Origin of the sequence: Pseudoalteromonas sp. SR41-4 (genome assembly GCF_014163985.1) — a bacterium.
GTDB classification, from domain to species: domain Bacteria; phylum Pseudomonadota; class Gammaproteobacteria; order Enterobacterales; family Alteromonadaceae; genus Pseudoalteromonas; species Pseudoalteromonas rhizosphaerae.
In genome coordinates this window covers 64,860-81,631 of sequence record NZ_JACJEI010000022.1, presented here as the reverse complement: position 1 = coordinate 81,631, position 16,772 = coordinate 64,860, and the positions used below count along the sequence as shown (strand labels likewise).

Here is a 16,772-nt window from a genome sequence, read left to right as displayed (position 1 = left end):
CGAAAAATCTAATGCTCTGGCTGAATCGGCATAAAAGGTAGCCAGTTTAGCAACTGGCTGATATGCTATTTACGACAAAGTCGCTCGGTAATTAGACCGACATAATCCCTTGGTAATCACACTTAATCACTTAGGTCTGTTAACCACATAGGTCCCTTAAATACGTCTACTTACATTTTTCGGATAGCATTTATTTTATTAATCTTCTTAATAACTCGGGACTCAAAAAGTTGCTGCGTGCTGAACTTGAGCAATTGAGTTTCCTCAAACGTTATATGCTCTTTAATGATTAAGTTTGCATAGGTAATTTGAGCCGAAGGGGTCAAATCTTGACTTCAGACATTAAAACTCCTGAACGCCTGCAATTGGCAGGCTTCTGACTGTCAGGTTTAGTCAAGTCCTGTTAATCGAATCTGACAAACAAGCTTATACATATAAGTATCTTAAACACTGGCACTTACATTTTACGGATAGCATTCACTTTATTAATCTTTTTGATCACTCCTGACTCAAAAAGTTGCTGCGCGCTGGACTTGAGCAATTGAGTTTCCTCAAGCGTTATATGCTCTTTAATGATTAAGTTTGCATAGATAATTTGCAACTGGTTTATTGCACGGCTTTTCTTTCTGCATTCAAAGCACTTGATCGCATGTGCATCAATCCAAAACTTTAATTCTTCAAACCAATATTGCTGCTCTTTAGCAAAAAATATAAACGCTCTATGACAATCGACACATTGCTCTTCTATATCAACATAGAGTTGCCTTGGATATAAACTGTCACATTGTTTTTCGATAACTGCGGGGATTGCCGTCTCAGGAAAGTAGCGAACACTTTTATACCACCAAAAGGCATTCTCGATTTCTTGCTTTGTATAACTATTACCAGAGAGGATTGGCTCGCTGCCATATCTTGGGTGGTTTACATAATTGGTCATTTTAGCTATTTACCCAGCACAATGAGGGTTCCTAAAACACCTGCAGCCACACCGATAATAAAACCAATTACCCAGCAGATAGTATTTAGTTTACTAAATAATGCAGAAGCAATAGCGTCTTCTTCTGCTGAGCCGCTTACTGACAGTTTACTGTCATGGGTTTGGTCTACTGTTGGTCTTGCTGGCAGTTCGCTGTCTGCAAGCTGCTGCAAAGTCATTACAACCTGTTCAGGATTAACATGGTCGCCATTTGCAATCGTTATATTCTCAATAATGCCACTGCAGTCGGCCATTATTTCTAAAACAACCTTTTCAGTTTCAACATCAAATAACACATCACCGGCATAAACGAGTTGGCCTTCACTAACATAAAGTTTAGCGATATCTGCTGTGTGTATTGAGTCTGGAAGCGTAGGGACTTTAACATCTATGTTCATAATTCCTCCTTGGATATAATACCAATCGACTTAAATATTTAACCATTCTAGCGAGCTAAATGGTCAGTAACTTAAAACGATTGGTATAACACTATGTATTAACAATTAAAACTAAAAAACTGACAGCTAAATTATCAACCAAACGCGACATTAGCGAACACGGCGGTCATCAGTATCGGACACACATAACGTATGTACTGAGCAAACCAATAACGCATGCCACTTGCAGCCTCATTTAATTGATTACCACGGCGCCACAACCACCCTACAGTGATAAAGTAAAATAAGCCCATAAGCGGTAATTGATACTGAGTCAGTACCATGATCACTAAACCAAATAGCCAATCAAAATTGAAAATAATCAACGATGACGCGGCTAAAACCGTTAAGCTCACTAAAAACGTCGCTTTTTTACGCTCTACTTGATGGTTTTCAACTAAAAAAGCCACTGGAATTTCAGTTGATGAAATAGTCGATGTGAGTGATGCAATCGACATAAGTACAAAAAACAGTAAACCAACCAATAAGCCAATTTCGCCCATAGTATTAAATAACTGCGGTAGAATTGCGAAAATTAGTTGCCCTTCTCCCACTAATTTTCCATCACTAAATACTTGCACGCCATTGTGCTGCGCCACGTAAATTGCAGGAATAATTAATAAACCAGCTAAAAAGGCAACCCCTGTATCAAGTAACGCTACCGACGCGGTTAACCGCGGCAAATTAGCATCAGGCTGCAAGTACGAGCCATAAATCATCATACAACCGACACCCAGTGACAGCGAAAAGAACGCCTGCCCCATTGCCGCAATAATTAAACCTGGGTCGAGTATTTGGCTAAAGTCTGGCACTAAATACGCAGCAAAGCCTTCACTTGCGCCATCAAGCGTGGCTATATAAGCAATTAGCACAACGAGTAACACTAATAGCATCGGCATTAACCGTCGCGACCATGTTTCTATGCCAGATTTAACACCTTTGAGAATAATACTCGCAGTGAGGATCAGCATCAGTGGTGTAAATACAAAATTACGCGCCATCGAATCCGTGTGTAAAAACGTACTGACGGTGGTAAATCCAAAAAAGCTAGCAATGGGTTCAAGGGCATAAGCAAGCATCCAACCTGCAACAATTGAGTAAAAGCTCAGCATCACAATCGCACCGGCTAAACCTAAATAACCAGCAGCAGCGCCTACTTGCGGTGCTTGCTCTTGCCATGCTTGTCTAAGTGCTTTAACCGGATTAGCTTGCGCTTTATGACCTAAGTACAACTCAGTGTATAAAGCTGGCAAGGCTAAAAAAAAGATAACTATAAAATAGACTAGTAAAAACGCGCCGCCGCCATGATTTGCCGCTTGCGTGGGAAATCCCCAAATATTACCTAATCCAACTGCAGCGCCAGAAGCTGCTAAAACAAAGCCAAGGCGGCTTTGAAAACCATCACGCAATTGTGCCATACATCTACAAATCTGTTATTATTTTTCATTATTGTGAATTAAACCATATTTAACTCTCACAGAGTAATAAATTTGCCTTGGCTTAATTAACCAGCGCACAACCGCACAAAATATAAACATGTTTGTTCTTTTATCACTTTAATTGTGGATTTTATGCCTGCGTTATTTTTTCAACAGCAACTCGTTATCACCAAACACAGCGTGCAGCCGTTCAATGCGAATACTATTTTATTATTTGACGCCCAGCAGTTAAATGTTGATGAATTTGATTTAAACGCACTATTAAGCCCGTTTGAACTGACGGTTATCACCCGTAGAAAAAGTTACAAAGCCAAGCAAGAATATTTAGCCACTCGGCTACTGCTTAAGTATTTGGTAAAGCAAACGATGCCACAATTTCGTGAGCTAGCAAATAACCATATTAGCTCTGAATTTGACCAGCAAAGCAGTAAATTACTGCTACATATAACTGACAGTGACACTGTATTGCGTAGTTGTTTATCCCACTCTAATGGTTTTGTGGGTGCTGCATTAAATTTAGAACGAATTGAATTTGGTTTTGATATTGAAAAAATAAACCTGAAGCGCCCATTTGCAAAGCTCGCTAAGCATTTTTATCATCTTGATGAGGTAAATTTAATAACGCAAGATCAGCAAAGCGCAGAACGATTTTTTAGAATATGGACCTTAAAAGAAGCACTTGCCAAAGCCACCAGCCAACCAATTGCAAAATTACTCAGCCCTAATGTATTTACTGAACTTGAGCGAGCAAATTTAACAGCGCTGAGTTGTCAATATCATGAGTTTGATATTAGTGTGGTAAGTGACAAGAGCACTGACTGGCAGTGCTCTGTGGTAAATTCTACCGCCCAATTACGCGGCGTTTTGAACTTCTAATAAACGGCTGTGGATCGCTTGCACAACAAAGTCTGACTCGCTCTGCTCCACTAAAAAGCACAGGTTATGTTTACTTGCGCCATGACAAATTAAGCGAATATTAAAATCGCTTAATACATTCATTAAGTTAATTTCTTGCTGACGTAATTGAATTTGTGAACCAATTAATGCCACTAAGGTTAAATTGTTCTCAACCGACACGTGGCAAAACTCCGCTAACTTATCAAGGCATTCTTGATCAAGCTCAGGACGCGAGGCATTTGGCGCATTATCTAAAGTAATTGCAACACTTATCTCAGAGGTAGTTACCAAATCAACCGAGATATTAAACTCACTTAAAATTGTAAACACGTGAGCTAAAAAGCCACTAGCCAAAAGCATTTCAGGGCTTTTTAAGGTTAACAATATTTGATTTTTACGCTGCGTGACAGCACGAATTCCGGGGATTTGTGATTTCTCACGTTCGATCCAGGTACCACCACGTCCAGGCTCACGGCTAGAACCAACAAACACACTAATATGGCTGCGGCTCGCAGGTAAGATAGTTGCCGGATGTAATACTTTCGCCCCAAAGGTAGCCATTTCGGCTGCTTCATCAAAACTTAAACGCGCAATCGGCGTAGCCTTAGCACATAAGCGCGGATCGGTGCTAAAAATGCCCACGACATCAGTCCAAATGTGCACGCTTTTAGCGTTTATAGCTTCGGCCAGTAATGCCGCACTGTAATCTGAACCACCACGACCAAGTGTGGTAGTTTGACCATGCGCGTCACTGCCTATAAAGCCTTGAGTTACAATAACCTGTTCAGCTAATAACGGAATTAAATGCTCTTTTGCGGCCATTGCTGTTGCAGCTACATCTGGGGTTGCTTTAGAAAACTGGCTGTCGGTTTTTAATACCTGTCGCACATCAAAACGCACCGCATTTAAGCCATTTAAACGCAGTACCTGAGTAAATAAATAGGATGATAAACGCTCACCAAAGCTCAATAACTCATCATGTTGTTGCTTTGATTTTAGTGGCTCACTGGCAAGTGACTTAAAAGCTTTAATGGTTTCATCAAAGCCATGAGCTAAATCAGCATCCAATGACAGCTCATTTAAAATAGCTTCTTGAATAGCAATAACGCCAGCAATGTTCTCATTGCGCTCTTCTGCTGATAAATCTTTTTTACATAAGGTCACAAGGTGATTAGTCACTCCTGCGCTGGCACTAACGGCCACTACTCGTACGTTGTTATCGGCTACAATAATTTCACTGCAACGGCTCATCGCTTCAAAGTTAGCCACACTGGTGCCACCGAACTTTGCGACTACGTAGTCTGATTTTTGATTTTGTGCTGACTGTTGCAAGTTAGTTGCAGCTAATTGGGTATTCATGTCGTCTCCTTTTGTGGCATTCATACCACGATAAAACAAGAAGAACTTGGCAAGGGGGTGCTCGATAAGAAAAGTCCACTGCCAGAAGCTCTCCACCTAATTGGTGACAGTTTTGAGGATTCAGCCCCATAAACCGAAAAACCACTGTGACGTCCAGTTGCTTTCCTCGGCGAGTACTTCCCTCCTTAATGATTACAGGCATACGTCGCCTAACATTAAGTACCTAAGTACCGCACCTCTTCTGAATGTTAGATTAATTACGTAAATTATTAGCAATTAAATAACAAAACCCGCTATTAAGCGGGCTTTGAAAGTTATCGTTTAGACGTCTAGCTGTCAAGTTGTTTTAAATAATAAAAGCAATTAAATAAAACTACCTGCTAAATACGATCCCATATAACCAATTGTATAAGCGATTAATAAATACACCGACATACGTAAATAACTCATAAAGGTAAGCGCTTTTACTTTACTCATAGCGATAATACCGGCAGCCGAGCCAATAATAAGCATGGACCCACCCACTCCAGTTGCATACGTAAACGACAACCATTGTTGTGGACTCATCACTATTTCAGCTTTAAGTAACGCAGCCGTTAGCGGTACGTTGTCAACCGCAGCGGATAATATACCCATTAAATAATTAGCGTATTGTGCTGGCATTAACTCGTAAAGGTGAGTGAACTTACTGAGCATACCGACTTCTTTCAGGGCGCCTACAAGTAATAATACGCCAACGAAGAACAGTAAGGTGTCGTATTCTATTTCGCGAATATAATCGATGATTTTTTTATTCACATCTTTTTTGCGCATTAAAAATTGCGCTACTAAAAACATCAACGACAAACCAAATAAGAAAGTTAACAAAGGCGGCACATGATAAAGCACGCTTAACGTTAATGTCCCGACAATCGTTGATAAGAAAATCACTGCAATAGTGATATCTGTTTTCTCAATGCGACGGTCCTCTTGTTTGGTAAACTCAACTTGGCCGTTGAGTCCAAATGACAGCATAATGGCCAATAGCGCCACGCTAAATAACGCAGGCACAACCAACAATAGCAAGTGACCAATGGTAACTTTGTCATCAAGGAAAATCATCAAGGTAGTAACATCACCGGTAATTAACGACACTCCGCCCGAGTTCACACTAAAGATGATAAGCGTAGCGTATTTAATTAGCTTTTTCGGATCGAGTTTTAACGACATCACCACCGCAAGGGAAATTAATGTGGCTGTGATATTGTCTGAAATCGACGAAAATAAGAAGGAGAACCCGCCAATCAAAAACATCAGTTTGCGTTCGCTAATAGCACTGGGCATTATCTTATGCACAATATTTTGGATAAAACCTTTGGAGTTCAAATAGGCTACAAAGGTCATTGCAGCCATTAAAAACAACCAGAGTGTGGCAATCTCTAAAATATTGTGGTCAAGTTGATGTTGTACGTTTTCGGGGCTTTGCCCGTGAAGCGGCGAGATAAATAAGATAATCCAGCATAAAGTACCAAAGAAAAGCGTGGTTTTGGCCTTGTTTACATGGATAATATCCTCTATAACGATGAGCACGAATGCTAGCGTTATCAGGGTTAGGATAATTGCAGTTACCATGGTGTTTGAACAACCTTTATAAAAATGTAAAAATTGTATGTTATGAGCCGCAGGACGACACGGCGCGCAGTCTAGCACCAAAGAATGTGTAAAACTATTGTCAATTTGCTTTTCTACGACTAATCGCTGAGGCCTAACAAGCCGTCTTTACAAGATAAATTAGGATTTTTGGAGTTTTATGATCCCAGCTAAAAAGTTGCTAAATACCCTAACAGAGCACTGGGGAATGTTAGAGCTGCTATTTAAACGTTTTAAAATGGCTGATTTCAGCCTAAAAGACGTGCAAAATGCGATCAAACAAAAACAACCTACGTGGTCAAATGAGCGCATTTACAAAGAAACCAACCGCCTTTTAAACCAAGATATTATTATTCCCTTGGCTAAATCGTCACAACTTGAAATTAACCGTGCAATTGCAGATTTTGCCACTTTTTTATTGCAGGAAGAACATTTAGGCTTGGCGCAAGAAATTAGCGTGCTGGTTGAAGATTTAGCCCGTTTGGGTAACCGTTTAGACAATGCCGGTAGTATTGAAGACTACGACGAGATGCGCCGTTTTAGCCGCATTATGGATGATCGGGTGCGTAAAATAATGAAATTATTTGCCCACAACGAAAATGCCATTTTAAATATTGTAGAACAAGCAAAAGCTAATAATGCGGTGCAATCATTACAAAAGCGTTATCAAGCGGTGATTGAAGCGTTTGATGAATACATTGAACCAATGCTTGAAATGGTTGATATTCGTGGCGATTTTCATGCTTGTTTTAATACCATCGAAACACAAATCAGTACGCAAATCGAATATATTGAACGCAGCGGTAAAGCTTATCAAGATAAACGCATGCTTGAACGATTACGTACCCGAATTTTAGAAATGCATTTAGTTGGTCGCGAAAGCCTGCGTAAAAGTGCCGATATGCTAATGCCACTGCGTGAAGAGTTGCGCCGTAATAATATGATCACTCGTCAAGCAGCTAAAGTACTTGGTTTAGTACGTAAAAATGGCGTTGATAATATGCTCAGCGCCGTACAACCACATTTTGTCTCTGACACGCAGCGGTTCTCATTGGGGCAACAGCGCCATATGGTCGCTTATATGGCTGCACTTGTTGAGTTTGAACACAGTGAATACGAACTTCCTGATCAACAAGATGTGCCTGCTTTTGTTACGCCCAATATTCCAGATTACAATAATGTTAAAGCAAACTTTAAAAAACGCTTCAATGCTAAACGTAAAAAGCCACAACCATTATTGACCTTTTTAGAGCAAAGCTACCCCGACCTTGAAGCCGATGAAATGCTGTTTTTATATCAAAAGCTGGTAAGTGACACCGATATTGAAATCAATCAAAGCGATGAAAAAATGCGCGTGAAAATTGCCGGGCAACATTTTTCTCTTTTCCCTTTTAATTCTAAGCCTGTTGACTCTCAGCGAACACCAACAGTGGATGAGTAACCGTTATGACACAGATAAATTTAGATGAACTTAGTCATCTACAAGCAATTAATAAAAAATTAGTCACCGGCTATCACATTAGCGAACAAGACACCGTAATGTGGCAAGAGCTTGATCAACAAATTGATCATTACCGCGCATTATTCAGCGCCCTTGGCCACGATTTACAACATGACAGCCGTGGTTTTTATTACTTTGCCAGTGATGAAAGTACACCCAATATGGGGAAAATTTCCCGCGCGATTGCCTTAACCATTTATATCTTAATTGAGCACTATGCAAACTCAGGTAAAGACCCAATGCGTGCCTTATTTGATGAAGTGAATGATTTAGAACTGATGCAAACTTTAGTGCAAATGAACAAGCACTTATTTGATCAACTCGAAATTTTTTCAGGATCAGACCTACGTAAAGACGTGTACTTACGCATGATTCGACTTGGCCTTGCCCGTGAAGTAGAAGGCGGCTTTATGCTGCAAGCACCTATCTACCGTTATATTGATGCCTTAATGGAAGTAAACGAAGAAACCTATATTGGAGAGGACGAATAATGAAAAACCTATACGGCCTCAGTAAGCTGGCATTATTAAACACCGCCGGTTATGCCAAATGTGTGATCCCGCTTGATAAAAGCAGCTCAATTTGTGCACCAAATAACACCGGTAAAAGCTCGGTGATCAATGCTCTGCAATTTCCGCTTATTAATGATTTACGCCTAACAGAATGGGACGGTCATGATTTAGACGAAACCCGTAAATTTTATTTTTCGTCAGATCAATCCTATATTTTACTCGAAGCCGACCTACCCCATGGCCCGGTGGTGATTGGTGTAGCTGGGCTTGGTAAAATTGCCGGTTACGCGCATCAGTTTTTTTGTTACCAAGGCAAGCTTGATCTTGAGCAGTATACTCAAGGTAAAACCATCATTAAGTTCACTAAACTGTTTAATCATTTAAAAGAGCAAGGCTTTAACCCTATCGAGCTTAAAGCGCAAGAGCTCAACGCACTATTAACGGGTGGTGCCACGCCATTTGATGGCGACATTAACTTAAAGATGATCCCGCTTAACAACGTGCAAGATTCGGCAATTTATAAAGAAATTTTCCGCCGTATTTTGAACCTGCATAAATTAGGCGCTGCCGACGTAAAGCGCTTTATGTTACGCGTATTTGAACGCCACATGTCAAACTCAAAGGTCGATTTTTATGAAGTATGGCGTCGCTCCTTTGATAAAGTAAACCGCGCAAAACGTGAGCTAAAAGCACTCGAGTCGATGCAAGAGCCTATCAGCGCCCTTGAATCTATGCTTGAAAACCAAACCGTACTCAAAGGTAAATTAGCCGCATACGCCCCCAAAATTGACCAAGCATTAATCGATTTTGATAGCTACCAAGAGGCGCAATTGAGCGAGCTTAATGTTGCCCTTGAAGACATTGAACACGAAAAGCACGAGTTTGAACAAAAACAACAACTTTATGTACAACAATCGCGCGATATTGAACGCAGGCAAACACAAATAGAGCAATGGTTTTTAGACTTTGGTGCTCTAAAATCTGAATTTGAATTGGTTAACATGGCAACCTTAAAAGTAAGCCTTGGTCAATTAAAGCAAGATTACGAGTCACTATCGCATTCTATCAACAGTGCACAAGGGCAAAGCCTGCATACTCTTGATTACCGTATTAGTGAAACACAAAAGCAGATCAAAAGCTTAAAGCTACAGCTTAAAAATCTTGAGTTTAATTTATTTACCCGTATGCGCGAGGATTTATCACTTAAAGAAGTTGAAGAGATCTCGCGTATTCTAAACCCTGACATTCTGTCATTTGCCACCACCAGTAATGGTGATATAGATATCACTGACGAAGATGCCTTTGGTGCATTTTTAGAGCAATTATCAGATAACGTGAAAGGCGGCGTGCTCACCCTGCCAGGCGCGACCATCAAGCTGAAAAAACTCTCACCGGTGCAGATGCAAAGCGGTGAAAATAAAGAGCAACTTACTGCGCAACTCAACGCCCTTGAACAGTCACTCAATGAATTTAAGCAACAGCGTGATGTGGCCGCAAATGTGGCCGACAAACAAAAAGAAAAAGATGCCTTATACGATGAACTCATGGCGGCAGAAAGCGCACTTAAACGCTTTGAACAATTCCAGGTTATGCTGCAATCTATTGATGCACAAACACTCTTAAAAGAGCAATTATTGGCTGAACGCGAGCAAGTTGATAGCTACTTACAAGATATTCAAAATAACAGCGGTTCAATTAGTGATCGACGCTCGATTATTAAATCGAAAAAAGATTTAATTTCACGCCAAGCCGAGCGCCTACGCCAAGTGAAATCTGAACGAATTGACCACACGCTGGATTTATATAGCGGTAAAGTCACCCCGTATATGATTGATGTGCAAATTGACTTTGATAATCTCAGTGACTTAGTTCATCACTTTAATAAAGATTGCCAAGAGCTGCGTAATTTTGATATCAACGTTCGTAATACCTATTTGCATATTTACAATGCCGGTATTACCAAATTTGATAACGAAAACGACGAGTTTAGTAAATACCAGAAATTGATTGCCGCGTTCCATAATATTGATAACGAACGTGATGCGGTTGAACGCCAAGCCCGAGTTGCACTCACAGAAGTAGCCGCGACGATTAAGGGACTGCGTGAAGATTTAGACAGACTGCGCCGTGAAATGAACAGCTTCAATAAAGGCATTAGTCAGCATCGTATTTCAAACTTACAAGCATTTAAAATTAACGTGATACCACGCAAAATGTTGGTTGATAGTATTGATACCATCATCAGTACCTCAAATCAGTTTGAACAAGGTGATACGCTGGATTTACTCAGCCAAGAACCCTACAGTGAAAGTGCTGTCAACGAAGCAAAAGATCACTTAATTAAACTTGCCTCTGATAAAGCCGGTTTAACCCTTACTGACTTATTTGATATTCGCTTTGAAGTAGTAAACCGTGCAGGCGAAACCGAGCATTTTGAAAAAATTGATTCGGCTGGCTCAAACGGTACGCGTATCACCATAAAATTATTATGCGGCATGTTGTTTATCCGCTACTTATTAAGCGACCAAGAGCAAAACTTATACCGCATCCCGATTTATATTGATGAAGCGGCCGATATCGATCCGCAAAATCAAAAAGCAATTATAGAAACCGCACTCAGCTTTGGCTTTGTGCCAATATTTGCCTCGGTGAAACCACAAATTAGCTGTGATTATATTGTGCCAATTCGCTCCGTTAAAGACGGCGCCCAGAACTGGGTAGATGAAAAGGATTGGATAGAAGTAGAGCATGAATAAGACAATAGCCACGTTTGTGTAAATTAATGCATCATTCAGTCAAGGACGACTAGACTGATCAACATCTACTTTGTACACAAATTACAAGTAAAAAATAACATTTCCTTGAATTAATTCTATGTTATGTTATCAAACGAATAGTAATTAAATTTGCCAAGGAGCAAACTCCATGAAAAATATACTAATTGCAGCTGCTGTATTACTACTAGCAGCGTGTGCAAAAACGCCTGATATTGACTACGACAAATCTGTGGACTTTGGTAACTACAAAACATTTGCTTGGTTTCCACAAGCGACCTTGGCTGACGCTGGTAACTATCAAATCAGTCCATTGATGGAAAAACGTGTGCGTGAAGCGGTAAATGCACAATTACAAGCAAACGGTATGACACCTGCCGATGAAGCATCAGCAGATGTATTAATTAACTATCATGCCTCTGTTGATACTAAAGTTGACGTTGATACATTTAATGTAGGTTACGGTGCACGTTGGAACTACTGGGGCATGGGTTATAACACGCAAACAACAACCCATGAATATGATGTGGGCACTTTAGTGATTGATGTTGTTGACCGTGCCTCTAACCAGCTTGTTTGGCGTGGTGCTCGTGAAGGTCGCCTTCAGAAGAAACAAACACCTGAAGAGCGTAACAAAGCAGTGCAAGAAGCCGTTGCAACAATTTTAAGTGGTTTTCCACCAGAAAAACTAAAATAGAGCTAAATTATTAAGGGCGTATAGAACTTTCAGAATTAAAATTTGTTCAATCTAGGGGCAATTTAATCGCGGCGCGAGATTTGTAATCGAGCGGGATCGATAACTGCTCCTAGGTTATTCAACTAGCTTACATCCATGTAAGAATAAGTAAAAATCGAGCAAGGTTACGGCGTCTTGCTCACGCCCTTTACTTACATCAATATAAGTGACAAAGAGTCAATTCCCCCTTGTCAAAATCTTTCATGCAGAGCGTATTTGGCCTTTATGCTGCGTAATCGCCTATTCATTGGAACAACCACACTACATAGCCTTTGCCTTGCCTAAATACCAAACATACTGCAGCAAAATCAACCACGAAAGGTCTACACGCCCTAGTCTTTTTTATATTTATGCAGTAAATCTAGCGGTATATGGCAGTAATCATCTGGATGATTAGTTAGTCGGTCTTGGTGCTCAGCATCACTGGGGACATAATTTGTTAGCGGTTTAACCTGTACAGCTATTTTGTCGGCATCATCTCGTTGGCTGATATAATCGCTTGCTAACGTTAAGTGACTTTGCTCTTCACTATAAATAGCTGTGCGGTATTTTTCACCCATATCATCACCTTGCTTATTAATACTGTATGGGTCAATAATTTCAAAGAAATAATCAATTAGTTTATTAACCGTGACAGCATCAGTATCAAAAATGACTTTGACACACTCTGCATAACCATCGTACTCACTTTGTGTATTATCACTTGTACCATTAGCCCGCCCTGCTTCTGTAATAACTACTCCGGGTAAGTGCTTCATAAACTCTTGCACGCCCCACAAACACCCTCCCGCAAAATAAATAGTTTGCTGGCGAGCATAAAAGTCAGCTGGTTGTTTTTCATTCATAGAGGGACCTAATATATTTAACAAGCAAAGACAGTGTAATGCTTTCATTTTAAGAATGATTATCAAATGCAGTTTTTTCGAATTAATGTACAATAGCGCCAAAAATCGTGACTGTTTAATTTTGCTATTTTATCACGCTATAAAAAAGTGTTACGACTTTAATTTATAGCGCAATCGCACATAAAGAATATGAGAAAAACAACATGAACCGTACCTCGCACCTTATCATACCCTTAGTACTTGCCAGCATATCAAATGTTGCTTATGCGGCAGATGACTCTGAAGAATCGACAACCATTGAGCAAATAACAATCGAGGTATCACCTACAGCAAATACGTTACCTGTGGGTACCTTTGACTCACCTATATCAAATTTAGAGTATGACCCTCGTGTTGATTTGCAATCACGTAACATGGCAGAAGCACAAGCTGATGTTACTATTCGTGGCGGTATCTTTGAAAACACCGGTTTTAGAGTCGGCAGTGCTACTTTACTCGATCCGCAATCAGGCCATTATTTTGCAGAAATTCCTATTGCACCACAAATGCTCACTGGCGCAAGTGTATTGACCGGTGCTGATAATGCACTTTACGGTGTAAATAGCTCAGTAGGTACTGTGTCGTTTGGTTGGAAGCCAATTACCACTGGTGGCAGTGTATCTGTAGGTGTCGGCACTAACGACTTTAATTTACAGAGTATTCATGCTGGTAAAAGTATCCCTTTAGATACAATCGCCGATTGGCGCCTAGGTTTTGAAGGGGAATATTCTCATTCACAAAGCGATGGCTCAATTGATTTTGGCGATCATGATTTTAATCGCGCTACAGCTCGTGTGCAATTAACGAGTGCAGATTCACAAACTGATTTATTTTTTGGCTCACAAGAGAAATTTTTTGGCTGGCCGAACCTCTATACCCCATTTGGCGTGAATGAAACAGAAGACTTAGAAACGCAACTGTTAATGCTTAACCATAAACAAAGTTATGCAACAAACAGTGAGTTTGAAGTATCAGCTTATTATCGAAAAAATAACGACCATTATATTTACTCTCGTGAAAACCCAAGCGCGTTTCAAGCTTTTCACGAAACAGAAGTTAAATCATTCGCCATCTCTGGGCGACATGCTCAAAACGATGTGTTCTCACTAAACTACTCAGCACAATTTATTGAAGATTCCATTGAATCAACCACGCTTGAGAATAACTTTACTTCGCGTAACTATTATAAAATCAGTGTATTGCCAGAATACACTATGGCTCTTGAGAACAATCAGCAGCTAACAGTGCGTTTAGGCGCAGCCTTCGATGATACCAACCGCGATGACTCACAATTGTCGCTGATAGGTGATATCACATTCAATACAATTAATAGTAACGCCACTGAGCGGACATTTTATTTATCCTACGCTGAGGCCAGTCAAGTTGCAGGTTATACTGCTATTGGTGGCAATGACTCTGGTGGATTGTTTAGAAGTAATTATAGCCTTGAGCGTGAAACCACCAAAAACTTAGAACTGGGTTTATTACTAGAACAACAAAGTTGGCAGCTTAATTCGGCTATTTTTTACCGCCAAGATAATAACTTAACTGACTGGACATTTAGCTTTGATTCAACCTCAGCGCGTTTTGCAGAACCGGTTGATATTGATACCGCTGGCCTTGAATTTTTAGCCACTAAGCAATTTGAAAATACTGAAATTATAGCCAGTTACACCTACCTCCATAAATCAGAAACCTATGGCTCGCCAGACGTCGATGCAAGCTTTTATGCCTTAAACTTCCCTGATCACCGTTTAACTCTTGGTGCTGTATGGAGCCCGACGGATATATTAGAGTTTCGGATTGATAATGAATGGCGTAAACAGCATAAAAATGCGCTGCGACGCTCTGATGATGAAGCCTTGTTTACTCAGCTGACGTTAAAAGTAACGCCACCGATACTGCAAAACTTCTTTATTACTTTAGCAGCAGATAACCTTTGGGATGAATCGTTTGAGGAAATTCCAGGCACACCTGGGCGCGGTGAGCAATACACACTAACTGCAACTTATAGCTGGTAAATAAAAAATATGTATAAAAACCGCATTTTTAAGATGCGGTTTTTTTATGTCATTTGTTCAAGCTCGGTAATTAATTGCAGCGCTTGCGCATTCGTTGTTCCACACACATCAATCGTCGCACTAAAATCACTGCATACTTTTGGCCGCCTTTCATCACCAAATAACTTACATAAATTGTTGTTATCTAACTGAATGCAGCGCTCTCCTGCTTTTTTGCCATTAGGCATCCCCGGAATCGGTGAGCTAATACTTGGTGCGATACAACAAGCCCCACACCCGAGTCGACACGCCATTGGTGATGTATTCATCTTTGCCCCTTTTGTAATCTATTTCGCTAATTTGTTAATTGTGTAATGACTTGTTACATCTTAATACGCCTTGTAAACACTTTATTCATTATAATTGCTGTGTCACCTAATTATGAGGAAAGCCCTGTGGCTACTAAAAAACAAATAATTCTACCTATTGCCGTATTAGTCGCCGGTGTAGGTCTTGCGGTTGCGTTTTCAGCAATGAAACAACCGCCAGAAGAAAAGCCAGCACAAGATACACGCCCTCTGGTATCAGTTAGCGCAGTTCACCTTGATGCAATTACGCTAGACGTAAAATCGTATGGTGTAGTAAAAGCAAAAGATCACACCCCACTGGTTGCGCAAGTAAGCGGTCAAGTGGTATTTGTCTCTGAGCAATTTGTGCAAGGTGGATTTGTCAAACAAGGCGATATTCTAGCACGAATAGATCCAAATGATTATGAAGCTGCGTTAATTGAAGCCCAAGCAGGCATGGCGCAAGCCAGCTCTGATCTAGAAATTGAGCGAGCGCAAGCTCATGTAGCACAGGCAGAGTGGGATCGAATAAAAGACGATTCAAATCAAATGATCCCATCTCAATTATATTTACGCAAACCACAATTAGCCGAAAAACTAGCGCGTTACCGTGCAGCACAGGCATCTGAAAAACGCGCAAAACGTAATTTAGAGCGCACATACATAAAAGCGCCTTATGATGCGATTATTTCTGAACGTGCAATTAGTTTAGGCAGCGTAGTTAATCCTGGAAGCCAATTTGGCGCTCTCAGTTCAACCTTAGTGGCTGAAATTCGCCTTCCTGTGGCAGATAAAGAATTACAATACCTAATCGATAGCGGTATCGGCGCGAATGTAACACTCAGTGCAGACTATGCTGGTAAGCCAACTACTTGGCAGGCAAAAATTGTCCGCAGCGAAGGTGTTATTGATCAAAAAAGTCGTATGAGCTATTTAGTGGCGCAAGTAAATACACCTTATGCCAGTGAGCAACCGCTGCGCTTTGGCTCTTATATCAATGCGACCATTTCTGGCCGCGAGCTTGATAATGCGATTATCGTTCCTCATCACTTAGTGAAAAACGGTAAAATAGTGGTAATGAATGATGATTTAACCCTTTCGTTCAAACCTCTTAATATTATTAGAGAGCAAAATGGCATGGTCATCGCTTCACAAGGCTTAAATGATGGTGAGCAATTGATCACCTCGGCTTTAGATTTCCCAACCGAAGGCATGCAAGTAAAGCTAAATGACTCTGATAAGCCTGCAGCTGCAACTCAACTTGCACTGAAAGAGGAATAG

14 protein-coding genes and 1 riboswitch are annotated in these 16,772 nt (G+C 40.5%); of the genes, 7 read left to right on the top strand and 7 right to left on the bottom strand.

Annotation, left to right across the window (positions count from 1 at the left end; all coding sequences use genetic code 11):
- Positions 1 to 457: 457 nt before the first annotated feature.
- The 3 genes from H5180_RS16475 to H5180_RS16465 all read right to left on the bottom strand — a co-directional run bounded on the left by H5180_RS16475 (position 458) and on the right by H5180_RS16465 (position 2,831).
- Positions 458 to 937 (bottom strand): zinc-ribbon domain containing protein, encoded by a 480-nt coding sequence (locus H5180_RS16475; RefSeq protein ID WP_182719138.1) that lies wholly within the window; start codon positions 935 to 937, stop codon positions 458 to 460.
- Positions 938 to 942: 5 nt separating this feature from the next.
- The gene (locus H5180_RS16470) at positions 943 to 1,374 is read right to left on the bottom strand and encodes a biotin/lipoyl-containing protein (RefSeq protein ID WP_182758643.1); all 432 of its coding nucleotides are present in this window, start codon (positions 1,372 to 1,374) and stop codon (positions 943 to 945) included.
- A gap of 134 nt (positions 1,375 to 1,508) precedes the next feature.
- A complete protein-coding gene (locus tag H5180_RS16465) occupies positions 1,509 to 2,831 on the bottom strand; it encodes a sodium-dependent transporter (RefSeq protein ID WP_182719136.1) in 1,323 nt (440 codons plus the stop codon).
- Between the two features lie 153 nt (positions 2,832 to 2,984).
- Here H5180_RS16465 and H5180_RS16460 point away from each other — a divergent pair, with 153 nt between their 5' ends.
- On the top strand, positions 2,985 to 3,728 hold the full coding sequence (locus tag H5180_RS16460; RefSeq protein ID WP_182758642.1) for a 4'-phosphopantetheinyl transferase superfamily protein: 744 nt from the start codon (positions 2,985 to 2,987) through the stop codon (positions 3,726 to 3,728).
- Here H5180_RS16460 and lysC read toward each other — a convergent pair.
- Together lysC and nhaD are read right to left on the bottom strand one after the other, a co-directional pair.
- A complete protein-coding gene (lysC, locus tag H5180_RS16455) occupies positions 3,705 to 5,108 on the bottom strand; it encodes a lysine-sensitive aspartokinase 3 (RefSeq protein WP_182758641.1) in 1,404 nt (467 codons plus the stop codon). The two genes, H5180_RS16460 and lysC, sit on opposite strands and share 24 nt — an antisense overlap.
- A gap of 77 nt (positions 5,109 to 5,185) precedes the next feature.
- Positions 5,186 to 5,357, bottom strand: a riboswitch (Lysine riboswitch).
- Between the two features lie 114 nt (positions 5,358 to 5,471).
- Positions 5,472 to 6,719: a sodium:proton antiporter NhaD gene (nhaD, locus tag H5180_RS16450; RefSeq protein WP_145242276.1), complete on the bottom strand. Its 1,248-nt coding sequence runs from the start codon at positions 6,717 to 6,719 to the stop codon at positions 5,472 to 5,474.
- Positions 6,720 to 6,897: 178 nt separating this feature from the next.
- On the opposite strand from nhaD, the gene H5180_RS16445 reads away from it, so the two are divergent.
- The 4 genes from H5180_RS16445 to H5180_RS16430 all read left to right on the top strand — a co-directional run bounded on the left by H5180_RS16445 (position 6,898) and on the right by H5180_RS16430 (position 12,221).
- Complete coding sequence (locus H5180_RS16445; RefSeq protein ID WP_182758640.1) at positions 6,898 to 8,178, top strand: hypothetical protein; 1,281 nt, start codon at positions 6,898 to 6,900, stop codon at positions 8,176 to 8,178.
- A gap of 5 nt (positions 8,179 to 8,183) precedes the next feature.
- On the top strand, positions 8,184 to 8,729 hold the full coding sequence (locus H5180_RS16440) for a condensin complex protein MksE (protein ID WP_149982697.1): 546 nt from the start codon (positions 8,184 to 8,186) through the stop codon (positions 8,727 to 8,729).
- On the top strand, positions 8,729 to 11,506 hold the full coding sequence (locus H5180_RS16435; RefSeq protein WP_182758639.1) for an ATPase: 2,778 nt from the start codon (positions 8,729 to 8,731) through the stop codon (positions 11,504 to 11,506). Before H5180_RS16440 ends, H5180_RS16435 begins: the two co-directional genes overlap by 1 nt.
- A gap of 169 nt (positions 11,507 to 11,675) precedes the next feature.
- A complete protein-coding gene (locus H5180_RS16430) occupies positions 11,676 to 12,221 on the top strand; it encodes a DUF4136 domain-containing protein (RefSeq protein WP_145242267.1) in 546 nt (181 codons plus the stop codon).
- A gap of 371 nt (positions 12,222 to 12,592) precedes the next feature.
- Here H5180_RS16430 and H5180_RS16425 read toward each other — a convergent pair whose 3' ends face one another.
- Positions 12,593 to 13,105, bottom strand: coding sequence for a peptide-methionine (S)-S-oxide reductase (locus H5180_RS16425; protein ID WP_182758638.1), 513 nt, complete (start codon positions 13,103 to 13,105; stop codon positions 12,593 to 12,595).
- A 203-nt stretch (positions 13,106 to 13,308) separates the two neighbouring features.
- On the opposite strand from H5180_RS16425, the gene H5180_RS16420 reads away from it, so the two are divergent.
- The gene (locus tag H5180_RS16420; RefSeq protein WP_182758637.1) at positions 13,309 to 15,165 is read left to right on the top strand and encodes a TonB-dependent receptor domain-containing protein; all 1,857 of its coding nucleotides are present in this window, start codon (positions 13,309 to 13,311) and stop codon (positions 15,163 to 15,165) included.
- 44 nt (positions 15,166 to 15,209) lie between these two features.
- Here the strand turns inward: H5180_RS16420 and H5180_RS16415 are convergent, their stop codons facing one another.
- Positions 15,210 to 15,473, bottom strand: a complete 264-nt coding sequence (locus tag H5180_RS16415) for a YkgJ family cysteine cluster protein (protein ID WP_145242261.1) — start codon at positions 15,471 to 15,473, stop codon at positions 15,210 to 15,212.
- A 126-nt stretch (positions 15,474 to 15,599) separates the two neighbouring features.
- Here H5180_RS16415 and H5180_RS16410 point away from each other — a divergent pair, with 126 nt between their 5' ends.
- Positions 15,600 to 16,772, top strand: a complete 1,173-nt coding sequence (locus H5180_RS16410) for an efflux RND transporter periplasmic adaptor subunit (RefSeq protein WP_145242259.1) — start codon at positions 15,600 to 15,602, stop codon at positions 16,770 to 16,772.